Origin of the sequence: Psychromonas hadalis ATCC BAA-638 (genome assembly GCF_000420245.1) — a bacterium.
Taxonomy (GTDB): Bacteria; Pseudomonadota; Gammaproteobacteria; order Enterobacterales; family Psychromonadaceae; genus Psychromonas; species Psychromonas hadalis.
In genome coordinates this window covers 1-12,257 of record NZ_ATUO01000110.1, presented here as the reverse complement: position 1 = coordinate 12,257, position 12,257 = coordinate 1, and the positions used below count along the sequence as shown (strand labels likewise).

At 40.1% G+C, this 12,257-nt stretch carries 8 protein-coding genes and 1 riboswitch; of the genes, 6 read left to right on the top strand and 2 right to left on the bottom strand.

Going from position 1 to position 12,257, the window contains the following annotated elements:
- The first annotated feature begins 517 nt into the window (after nucleotides 1-517).
- Nucleotides 518-663: riboswitch (cobalamin riboswitch) on the top strand.
- Nucleotides 664-793: 130 nt separating this feature from the next.
- From G322_RS0113195 to G322_RS0113180, 4 genes are all read left to right on the top strand, one after another.
- Nucleotides 794-2,608, top strand: coding sequence for a TonB-dependent receptor plug domain-containing protein (locus G322_RS0113195; protein WP_022942231.1), 1,815 nt, complete (start codon nucleotides 794-796; stop codon nucleotides 2,606-2,608).
- 88 nt (nucleotides 2,609-2,696) lie between these two features.
- Nucleotides 2,697-3,701 (top strand): ABC transporter substrate-binding protein, encoded by a 1,005-nt coding sequence (locus G322_RS0113190; RefSeq protein WP_022942230.1) that lies wholly within the window; start codon nucleotides 2,697-2,699, stop codon nucleotides 3,699-3,701.
- Nucleotides 3,691-4,734, top strand: coding sequence for a FecCD family ABC transporter permease (locus G322_RS0113185; protein ID WP_022942229.1), 1,044 nt, complete (start codon nucleotides 3,691-3,693; stop codon nucleotides 4,732-4,734). The genes G322_RS0113190 and G322_RS0113185 overlap by 11 nt, the downstream gene beginning before the upstream one ends.
- Complete coding sequence (locus G322_RS0113180; protein ID WP_022942228.1) at nucleotides 4,731-5,558, top strand: ABC transporter ATP-binding protein; 828 nt, start codon at nucleotides 4,731-4,733, stop codon at nucleotides 5,556-5,558. The genes G322_RS0113185 and G322_RS0113180 overlap by 4 nt, the downstream gene beginning before the upstream one ends.
- 37 nt (nucleotides 5,559-5,595) lie before the next feature.
- Here G322_RS0113180 and recA read toward each other — a convergent pair whose 3' ends face one another.
- Nucleotides 5,596-6,669, bottom strand: coding sequence for a recombinase RecA (gene recA, locus G322_RS0113175; protein WP_022942227.1), 1,074 nt, complete (start codon nucleotides 6,667-6,669; stop codon nucleotides 5,596-5,598).
- A gap of 73 nt (nucleotides 6,670-6,742) precedes the next feature.
- Complete coding sequence (locus tag G322_RS0113170) at nucleotides 6,743-7,243, bottom strand: CinA family protein (protein ID WP_022942226.1); 501 nt, start codon at nucleotides 7,241-7,243, stop codon at nucleotides 6,743-6,745.
- A gap of 54 nt (nucleotides 7,244-7,297) precedes the next feature.
- On the opposite strand from G322_RS0113170, the gene mutS reads away from it, so the two are divergent.
- A complete protein-coding gene (gene mutS / locus G322_RS0113165) occupies nucleotides 7,298-9,865 on the top strand; it encodes a DNA mismatch repair protein MutS (protein WP_022942225.1) in 2,568 nt (855 codons plus the stop codon).
- A 98-nt stretch (nucleotides 9,866-9,963) separates the two neighbouring features.
- Nucleotides 9,964-12,117 carry a sensor histidine kinase gene (locus G322_RS0113160; protein WP_022942224.1) on the top strand — a complete coding sequence of 718 codons (2,154 nt, stop codon included), beginning with the start codon at nucleotides 9,964-9,966 and terminating at the stop codon, nucleotides 12,115-12,117.
- Nucleotides 12,118-12,257 lie beyond the last annotated feature (140 nt).

Sequence of the window (12,257 nt, the reverse complement as noted above, 5' to 3'; positions counted from 1 at the left end):
CCCACAAGGCAAGCTTTGAGGCAAGCATCTTCGTTGTCTTTCGAGAGACTAACAAAAACACGTTAACCCTCTATCGACATTGATTAAATGCCAGCATTTAACAATTCGTTAGAAAGCATCGATTGAACCCGTTAGACCTTCAACTTTCTGCCTAGAACCTGCTCACCTCGCAGCTTGCTGAATTTTGCACCTTGAATGATAACGGTATAATACCATTCCGCTTAATATAATGATCAGGTTTTACGCAGGGTAAATGACTAAGGTCAAGGCGCATGATTGAGTAATAGCCGGCTATTGCGATTGAATGCAACGCAGATATTAGTAATTTAAACCAGTACTTAGGCGGATTGGTATAAGTGCTGAGTGACCACTCAAGGTACTTTATCTTGGCATCCGATCAGTTTAAATTTTCAGTACAAGCAAGAAAAAGAGGTATTCTTTTATTTGATAAATGAATATTTTTCATAACAACAATAAATAAGCTCATCTACAACGATTGACAGCCCGCTTTAAATTCCTATAATCATCTTTTTTATGTTCATCTACTTTTAACGAGATGATTAAATGGGAAGTATGAAAGCATACACTGCCCCCGCAACTGTGAACGTTTTATTTTAACTTTAAAAACGACAGTCAGATACCAGCATAAAAACGTCACTATCTAATTAACGGGTTGGTTTTTTAGAGCGTATTTGCTTGTGGCGAACCGGAGGAAGTTTCTCTATTTTGTCGTCACATGTCCATAAACGTTGACCCAAAAGAAACTTCCACATATTTTTTATAAGGAAGTTTTATGTTTACCTCACGCCACACACCGATTGCACTTGCACTATTGACTCTATTTAGCACCCAAGTTATCGCATCAGAAAACCAAGATAAAGAGCGTATGAACCTGCTGATCAGCAAAGGTTATAACGCACCTAATGCCACCACCCAAAATTACAGTGGCGATACAGTGATAAAAATAGTCCCGACTAGCAATGATATTAATAAATCACTGGACCAGTTAATTTCAGAAAATTCACCGGGATTTGTACATACCAATTCAGGTACATCGAAACACGCTTCTAATAACTACCACCGCGGACTGTCAGATAAATATACCCTGTATCTTTTAAATGGCGTCGCTTTCCCAACCACCACATTAGGCAGTCAAAGTATTCCCAACATTCCAATGGAGTCAATTGAACTGATTGAAGTTATTCGCGGTGCACAAGCATCCTTATACGGTTCAAGTTCATTGACAGGTGTGATTAACATCATCACAAAAACGGGTGATACGTCAGATGCACAACTTAACATCAGCACAGGATCACATAAAACCAAGCGCATTGGTGGTGTTTATGCGAATAACTTTGGTGCATTTCATGTAATGACCTCTTTAGAAATTGATAAGTCAGAGGGTTATGATTTTATTGAAGCCTCAGACGATGATTTTGGTTACCAAACTTATTCAATGAACAGTTATGCAGCTTATGTAACAGAAACTAACCGTTTTTCATTAGCAATTAATAATGGTACTTCAACGTTAGATATTTACGAATCTTATCCAAGCATGGGTAAAGCAGAGACGACACAGGATACATTACAACTCACGGGTAAATATATTCAACTCTTTAATCAACATTTCTCTTCAGAGTTAACATTATCATCTGCACAGGTAGATTTAGAAGCAGGACACCATAACACCACAGATGTTGATCTTTACTCAACGAATGAAACATTTGCACAACTGCATCTAAACAGCAAGTGGGATAAATTATCCGTAAACCTTGGAGGTGAATTTACACAATCAAAATATAAATCAAACAAAAATGCTGAGAAACGTAATCAAACAGCGCTATATCTTGCTTTTAGCGGTGATCTAACTGACTACATGAATGTATCAGGTGGTCTACGTAACGATAGTTACTCTGACTTTGGGGATGCACTTACTTATTCAGCAGGCCTTTCATTATTTAATACAGCAAGTCTTAGTTACAAAACATCATTTACAGCGCCTTCTTATAATGATCTGTACTGGCCTAATACAGGTAACCCAGATTTAGAAGCGGAAGAGGGTGAGATGTTAGAGCTATCACTGACCCATAACATATCAACTAAAGCGGCTCATATTCCATTGAAGCTTAATTTCTACACAGGTAAACTAGACAACAAAATTGAGTGGGCACCGATCACCCCCGGCTCATGGACTTGGTCTCCTTTTAATATCGGAGAAGTTGATATAAAAGGTATTGAGGCTTACCTACAATATAATGCATCAAATTTTATCTTTGATATTGCAGGGGCCTATTCTGAAAGTATTGATAAAAGTACCGATAAACAGTTAAATAACGTACCCGAATGGTCTGGCTCATCAAGTATTCAATATAATGTTACTAACAGCATTAAACCAAAACTTATCTATTCATACATCGGTGAACGTATGGCATCATCGGGTGAATTAGACGCTGTGCATCTACTGGATTTTGCAATTACTTATCAAGTAATTAAAAACATTAACCTTGGTTTTAACATTAATAATATTACTGATAATGACCAACAGATTCACGATGGTTACAACGCTGATGGCAGAACGTATCTGTTAACACTTGGCGTAAATATGTAATATAAAAACGGCAGAACTAAAGTCCCACTTCCTATGATGCTGGAAGTAGGATTTTAGTCTTACAAGTTTCATCTTCAATGAGGGTAAAATGAACAATTTAAAACTTATTTTCTTTGCCCTTTTTTTAATGCTATTCATCACTTTTATCCAGTTTAAAAAAGAGCTGTTTGTACTTTTCCAAGAGGGAAGGGGTAACTTCACTACACAAGTAACAGGCGATCACTTCCCCAAAATACTCACCGATGTAACGGGTATTACCTTTATACTTAAACAACCTCCACAACGCATTCTTTCTGCAACCTTAGCTTCCGATCATATGCTTGCTGATCTTATCAGCCCTGATCGTTTAGTGGCGGTCAGCAGCTATGTTGATTACCCTAGCCTGTCTAATATTGTTGATTTTTACGATAAAAAAATAAGTCGCACCCAAGGTGAGATAGAATCAATGCTGGCCCTGCAACCCGATCTTGTCTTTGTTGCTTCCTACAGTGATCCGGAAACAGTGCGCTATCTCCTACGCAGTGGCATTGCCATTGTGCGCCTCAGTGAGTTTAATAGTTTTAATGATATTTTCAATAATCTGCGCCTGATTGCAAATGTTACCGACAATAAAATAGCAGCAGAGCAAGTGATTAAGCAGGTCAAAAAACGTATTAAAGCAATTCAATCTCAAGTGAGAAACAAACATAAACCACGGGTTTTATATTACGATATGAACGGTTACAGTGTGGGTGGAAACTCGTTAATGGATGAAGCCATTACCCTTTCTGGCGGGGTCAACATTACCCAAGGCATCCTTGCTGATGGTGAAAATAAAATCAGTGAGGAGTTGGCTATTTCACTACAACCCGATGTGATCGTAATGAACCAATGGGTCTTTAATCAAGGCCAAGGCGGTGATTCACCCGCACAGCTATTACGCGCTAAAAAAGCATGGCAGAATGTGCCAGCGGTGAAAAATAATCGTGTTTATGCCGTGCCCGGCACTTGGTTACGCAGTGTTTCTCAACATCGCATTAAAGGGGTAGAAGCGATAGCAAAACTATTGCACCCAGAAATAAATATTATTCAAGAGAGTTTACATGTTCAATAACAGTCGGTTTATCCCCTACATCTTTTTACTGTTAGCGGTGTTGCTTTTCACACTTGCTATCAGCTCAATATTAAAAGGCCCCGCTGATATTTCAGGCTTGCAAATAGGTGATATTTTAAAAGATGCACTGTTTAATATCGACAATAAAAACAGTATTGACTGGCAACAAAGCATCATTTTAGATATCCGTTTACCACGCATTATTATTGCCATTTTTGCAGGAGCAAGTTTAGCGCTATGTGGTTTAGTGATGCAGGGAATGTTTCGTAATCCACTTGCCTCCCCCTCGGTATTAGGCGTTTCATCAGGGGCATCATTAGGTGCAGTAGTTGCCATCTACCTCGGTGCTTCACTGTTTTCACCGTGGGCAATTCCATTGTTTGCCTTTATTGGCGCAGGAATTTCATTATCGATTGTGTACCGTATCGCCTCTAGTCGTGGACAAACTAGCATCGCCACCCTACTACTTTCAGGCGTGGCCATTAGCGCGCTTAACGTGGCTGCTATTTCATTGTTATTGGCCATTTCGCTCAGTAATTGGGATGTTGCCCGCATGATCATCTATTGGACAATGGGTGGGCTTGATGGGCGCACTTGGGATCATGTTTTGATTATTCTGCCTATCGTACTCAGTGGTTTTGTTTTTTTACTGTTTTACAGCAAACAGCTAGATCTGATGTTATTAGGTGAACAACATGCACTCTCCGTAGGAGTTGATGTACCTCGTGCACGCCGTAATTTACTTATTATCAGCACTGCAATGGTCGGGGCTTCTGTTTCTGTGGTTGGAGGCATTGGTTTTATCGGCTTAGTCGTACCGCATATTTTACGTCTTATTTTAGGCCCTTCACACCGCTACCTTTTACCCGCCAGTTTGCTTGGTGGTGCCATTGCGTTATTAAGTGCGGATCTGTTTTTAAACACTCTGTTTAGCGACCAAGCGATCCCACTCGGCGTTGTGACCGCCGCACTCGGCGCACCTTTCTTTCTGTTTTTATTAGTAAAACAACGTTTTGCTACGGGGAATTTATGATGCCAGCACCCTTAACATGTGAAAACTTACACTTCTCCTTTGATAAAAAACCATTACTGACTGATATCAACCTCTCTTTTCAAAAGGGAGAGTTTGTGGGTTTAATTGGCGCTAATGGCGCAGGAAAAAGTACGCTGTTACAACTGTTATTAGGATTACTAAAAACTCAATCAGGTAAGGTATTATTACAAGGTGTGGATATCTCAAAGATTAAACGTCGTGATATTGCTAAGCAGTTGGCATTTGTTCCACAATCAATTGAATTACCCTATGCTTTTAGTGTGCAACAAATCGTTGCCATGGGGCGCAATCCCTATTTAGGCGCATTTGAATTAGAAACCGCCTTTGATAAAAAGTTAATTGAAGAGGCGATGCAAAAAACCGATATTTTTCATCTACAGCAGCGCCTTGTAAATACGCTTTCAGGCGGTGAGAAACAACGTGTGATTATTGCCCGTGCATTAGCACAACAATCACCCACCCTATTATTAGATGAGCCGATTGCCAGTTTAGATATCTGCCATCAGCTAGAAACGCTGCAATTGATAAAATCCCTCACTCAAACGGGCAAGGTCGCGATTACCGCCCTACACGACCTTAACCTTGCTGCACGTTATTGTGATCGTTTAATTTTAATCGGAAAGCGGCAAGATGGCACAACCACTATTATCAGTGATGGTGCGCCTAAGCAGGTATTAACCACTGAAAATCTAAAAAAGTATTTTTCTATTGAAGCTAATATTTTTCAGCAAGATGACAAAATACAGTTAAACAACATTTATCCTATTGCAAAAAACCAAAAACAAGAAAGCAAAAAGACGTGAAAAATCACGCCTTTTTAGGGTTAACAAACAGTACGGTTTACTGCTCTTCTGTCACCTCTTTTTTCTCCGCTTTTTTATCCTCTTCCTTTTCAGGTTTAGCTAATAAGATATCACGAATTTTCGTATCTAATTCAGCGGCAAGCTCTGGATGCTCTGCAAAGTGTTTACAGGCATTATTTTTACCCTGGCCAATTTTAACGCCCTTATATGAATACCAAGAGCCCGCTTTTTCAACAAGATCATGTTTCACACCAAGGTCTATCAACTCTCCATGACGGTTAATGCCATGTCCATAAAGGATTTGGAATTCTGCTTGTTTGAACGGAGGTGATACTTTATTTTTCACCACTTTGACACGTGTTTCATTACCCACAATCTCATCACCATTCTTCACCGCACCAATACGACGAATATCCAAACGCACAGAAGCGTAGAATTTGAGTGCATTACCACCCGTAGTGGTTTCTGGGTTACCAAACATCACCCCAATCTTCATACGAATTTGGTTGATAAAAATCACCATGGTATTGGTTTGGTTGATACTACCGGTTAATTTACGCAGTGCTTGCGACATTAAACGTGCTTGTAGACCCATGTGTGAATCCCCCATGTCACCTTCAATTTCTGCTTTGGGCGTTAAGGCCGCCACAGAATCGATAACAATGACACCAACTGCACCAGAGCGCACTAACATGTCACAAATCTCTAATGCTTGCTCACCTGTATCAGGTTGAGAAATCAGCAATTCATCAATATTAACACCCAGCTTTTTAGCATAGATAGGATCAAGCGCATGTTCCGCATCGATAAACGCACAGGTTTTGCCCATTTTTTGCGCTTCTGCAATCACTTGCAATGTTAATGTGGTTTTACCCGAACTTTCAGGTCCATAAATTTCTACCACACGCCCACAAGGTAAACCACCTATGCCGAGCGCGACATCTAAACCTAATGAGCCAGTTGATACCGATTCAATTTCCATTGCGGCAGTGTTATCACCTAAACGCATGATAGAACCTTTACCAAACTGCTTTTCTATTTGACCAAGCGCAGCCGCTAATGCTTTATCTTTATTATCTTTATTGCCTTTATTATCTTTAGTCTGACTCATCTTATCTCCAGATATGCTTTAATTTATACTGTTCATACAAACAGTATACTGCTGATTTATACCGTATCAAGTTTTATTTAGAAGTTTCTATTATATTTATTAACCCACTTAACGCTAATCGAATCGCTTGCGTACGTACTTCACTGCGATCGCCAACAAACTGATAGGTTTCTGTTTTTCCCCCACCATGTGCGTTGTACCATGAAAAACAGACCGTACCGACAGGTTTCTCTGCGCTACCACCATTGGGGCCCGCAATACCACTTATCGCCACACTAATATCGGCTTCCGAGGCTTTTACGGCATTCATCGCCATCGCTTCAACGACCGGCTCAGAAACAGCGCCAAACTTATCAATCAGATTTTTATCTACATTTAACATCTGCATTTTGGCATCATTGCTATAGGTCACAAAGCTACGATCAAACCACAGTGAACTTCCAGAAATTTCCGTTATAGCGTATGCTACGCCTCCACCAGTACAAGACTCTGCAGTGGCAGCGACTAGCCCAGCTTGGGTGAGTTTATCGCCTAAAAGTAACGCTAACTCTTGTACGGTTTTTTCAGTAAACATAAGTTTTCTCCAACAAACTCAATGATTTGGGTTAATAGCTATTAAGTGTATATTATGAAACCAACTGCGCAACAATTAAAACAACATACGCCGATGATGCAACAGTTTTTAACCATCAAAAGCGAGGTGCCCGATACGTTAATGTTTTATCGCATGGGCGATTTTTATGAGATGTTTTTTGATGATGCACGTAAGGCTTCACAACTACTGGGTATCTCACTGACCCAACGTGGGAAAACAGGTGGCAATGCGATTCCAATGGCGGGTGTCCCTTACCATAGTGTAGAGGGTTATTTAGCAAAATTGATCGCATTAGGCGAATCGGTCGCGATTGTGGAACAGATCGGCGATCCCGCCACCAGCAAAGGCCCTGTTGAGCGTAAAATTGTACGCATTATTACCCCCGGCACGATCACCGATGAAGCGCTACTTGATGACAGACAAGACAATCTACTTTGCGCGGTTTATCAGTTACAAGATAGCTTTGGCATCGCCTCGCTGGATATTGGCAGTGGCCGTTTTATTATCAATCAGTTTCAACATACCGAAACCCTACAGGCAGAGTTACAACGCTTAAACCCAGCGGAACTACTTTATCCTGATAATTTTGAACACACAGACCTGATTGAACATCTGCCCACTATTCGTCGTCGTCCTGAGTGGGAGTTTGAACTGAGCACTGCGCGTAATACCCTGAATCAGCAATTTGGCACTAAAGACTTAATTGGTTTTGGCGTTGAACAAGCTGAACAAGCATTGTGTGCGGCGGGCGCATTGTTACAATATATTAAAGATACACAACGCACCAACTTGCCACATCTGCAATCAATCAAATTAGAGCAAAATATTGATAGCGTTATTTTAGATGCAGCCACACGTAAAAATTTAGAGTTAACCCAAAACTTATCGGGTGGCGTTGATAATACCCTTGCACAAGTTTTAGATTTTACCGTCACACCAATGGGCAGTCGTTTATTAAAACGTTGGATCCACCAGCCGATTCGTAACGTGAATATTCTTAATTACCGTCAAACAATGATCCAAACACTGATTGACATGGACCTTAATAGCGCACTGGCCGAGCCTCTCAAGCAGATTGGTGATATTGAGCGTGTCATTGCCCGTTTAGCACTGCGCTCAGCGCGTCCGCGTGACTTAACCCGTTTACGCAGTGCATTTTCACTGCTACCTGAACTACAGAATCTGATTGCAGAATTACCCACAGAATTAGTGAGTAAACTCAGTAAAGAGATGGGCAACTACCCAGAATTATTAGATCTATTAGAAAAAGCAGTAATTGATAATCCGCCCGTGATCATCCGTGATGGGGGTGTTATCAAGGAGGGTTATAATAGCGAGTTAGATCAATGGCGTAACCTTGCTAAAGGCGCAACGGACTACCTTGCAAAGTTAGAGCTACGCGAACGTGAATCCACCGGCATTGCTACGCTCAAAGTGGGTTATAACCGTGTACATGGTTACTATATTGAAACCAGTCGTAGTGCAGCTGATCAAGTGCCCGCTCATTATGTACGTCGTCAAACCCTTAAAAACACTGAACGTTATATTATTGCAGAGCTTAAAGAGCATGAAGAAAAAGTACTTTCGAGCCAAAGCAAAGCACTTGCACTAGAGAAAAAGTTATATGCAGCCTTGATTGAGCAGTTGATGCCTTATCTACAAAGATTACAATTTACCGCGCAATCATTGGCAGAGCTAGATGTACTTAATAATCTTGCAGAGCGCGCGTTAACGCTTAATTATGTACGCCCAGAGCTACAAAGTGAACGTGGTATTGTCATTGAAGAGGGTCGTCATCCTGTTGTTGAGCAAGTAAACAAAACACCCTTTATTGCCAATTCTGTTGCACTTAATGATCAACGTCGCATGCTCATTATTACCGGGCCTAATATGGGTGGCAAATCTACCTATATGCGTCAAGTTGCTTTGATGGTTTTGATGGCGCACATTGGCAGTTTTATTCCTGCACAAAGCGCAAAAATAGGCCCTGTAGATCGTATCTTTACCCGTATTGGTGCATCGGATGACCTTGCCAGTGGTCGCTCAACTTTCATGGTAGAGATGACCGAAACGGCTAACATTTTGCATAATGCCACCCAAAATAGCTTGGTATTAATGGATGAAATTGGCCGAGGTACCAGTACCTTTGATGGCTTATCACTGGCTTGGGCGTGTGCCGAGCAATTAGCAATAAAAATTCAAGCTTACACGCTATTCGCCACTCACTATTTTGAGCTGACCGCACTACCAGAAACGATACCAGAGTTAGTGAATGTTCACCTTGATGCCGTAGAACATGGTGATAGTATCGCTTTTTTGCATGCGGTGCAGGAGGGAGCTGCCAACAAGAGTTATGGCTTGCAGGTTGCTTCGTTAGCTGGTGTTCCCAGTGAAGTAGTTAAAAACGCAAAACAGAAACTACAACAGTTAGAGTTAAGCTCTCAACAAAAAGTAACTCACCCAACACAACAACCTGTTGTAGCAAGGGCAGAAACAGTCACTCACCCCGCCTTAATTTTATTAGAAGAGATTGATCCTGATGAATTAACACCCAAACAAGCACTTGCACTGCTTTATCAACTTAAAGAGGCAACAAACTAAACTTTTATCAAAAACTTTAGTTTTGCTCTATAGCGGTTAGCAAGTAGTCACATTGCTTGCTAATCTTAATTTTACTTTACTTAACATATTGAAAATAGATGACAGAACTGATCACCTTTGATGATAACTCATCATTAAATTTGACCGAAAATAGTGAGGATGCCCGTGCATTTCACCACTACCTTTATGTGCTTAATGAAATATCCATCGAGCTATCCAAAACCAAAAACCTCAATGCGTTATATCAGCAAGCGATTATACTCGCTAACAAAAAGCTTGGATTTGAACGTATCGGAATCCTGCGTTTTGATCACGCAACACAAACAATGACCGGTACATGGGGCATTGATACCCAAGGTATCGCCCGTGATGAAAGTGATTACAGTTTAACCATTGATGATGAGATAAAACATGGCATTGGCGCACTTGCTCGCAAAGGCAAAGTTTGCTTATGGTTAAACCGAGATATACAAGCGTTTTCCGCCCAAGGTAATACAAATGAAAGTGTCAGTTTAGGTTGGAATGCTGCTTTTTCTTTTTGGGAAGAGGAAAAGATGATTGGCTGGGTCTCCTGTGACAACCTATTAAACAACCATGACTTTAAGCCCTACCATAGTCATATATTACGCCTTTTTGGTACTTTAATTGGTGAGCTTATTTTACGTAAACAAGCACAACAAGAGATATTAACCCTCAATAGCCAGCTTGAAGATAAAGTATTACAACGCACACAAGAGTTACGTATCTCCCAGAAGAAATTGCACCAATCACATCAACAGCTCGAAGAGAAAGTTTTATTACGCACCGAAGCACTTGCCAAAGAGAAAGAGACATTACAAGAAACCTTAACCAAGTTACTCACTACAGAGCATTCACTGGAAAAATCACAACAGATACAACAATTTTTAACACAAAATATTAGCAGCTTAACCGAGATGCAGGAAGCACTCCAAGAAGCTAATAATCGCGCAGAAACGGCCAGCATGGCAAAATCACATTTTATATCCAATATTTCCCATGAATTAAAAACGCCTATGAATATCATTAAGGGCAACTTAGGTTTTTTATCTTGCTCGTCACTTAACAAAGAGCAACAACATTGGACAACAAAAGCAAGCAACGCTTCAAATAACTTAATGTCGTTAATTAATGATCTATTAAGCTTTTCTGTCACTAGCCAAGAAAAAGATAAACTCGCTATACATAAACACAATATAGATAAGCTCATTGATGAAGTTGTTACTCCCTTTACCGATAAAGCATTACAAAAAAACATCAGCTTAACCTGTCATATTCATCACAATGTACCCACTCACCTTTATTGTGATGCGCAAAAATTCAAAGCGGTGGTCAACAATCTATTAAGTAATGCCATCAAATTTACCCAACAAGGAAGTGTCTTATTACAGCTATCTTGGTCAGAAAGTGAAACAGGATCAGCTCAGCTGCAACTATTAATCAAAGATACCGGTATTGGTATTGATAAACAGCATCTGCAATCACTATTTCACTCTTTTTCACAACTTGATAACAGCACAAATCGCCACTTTAATGGCACAGGACTTGGCCTTGCATTGGTACAAAAACATTGCAAATTAATGAGTGCTGAGATAGATGTACGCAGTCAACAGGGTAAGGGCACTACCTTTGTTGTTAATATCCCTAGTTGCAGAAGTGCAGAGCAATTAAAATTCTCCTTTAAGGGGAAAATATTAGTTGTCTCAACAAACCCCATTTTCAATGATTTAATGGCACGCACACCAATCAGCTACCAACAAATTGAATCTTTTGCTGAGCTTGAAGAAACACAGCAGTATAAACTTATCATTGCCGAGCAAGCGTTGCTTACCAAGACACAAAATAGTGCTAATCACCTCGTTATTCTCAATAATAAACAAGATAACAATGCACCTAAAAATAGTAGTATGAACATACCATTTAGTTCGCTTTCTCTGGTAAAAGTAATTGAGCACTTACTTGCTTCACCCGAAAATAAACCGCGAGAGAAACAACCTCAAAATACCTTAAGTACACTGAGTATTGACCAGCAAAAAAAGGCACTGTTGCAGATATTAACATTGTGCCAAGACAACAATATTGAAGCGATAGATAAAACGGAGCAGTTACTTAACCACTTTCAAGTAGGGACAAGCCCGTTTATAACATTACTGCATACTTTACAGGGGTGCTTACAAGACTTTGATTTTGACAATGCCATAGAGCAACTAAAATTGCTGATAAAAATGGCCTAATATCCAGAAAAGTAGATTGCTTAATCTGTTTTATTTGCTATCGGTAGAGCATGACTATACCCGTGATCTTTGAAAATACTTCTTATTTATAAAAATTCGTTGAAATTTAAATTTAAATTTAAATTTAAAAGATCAAACTG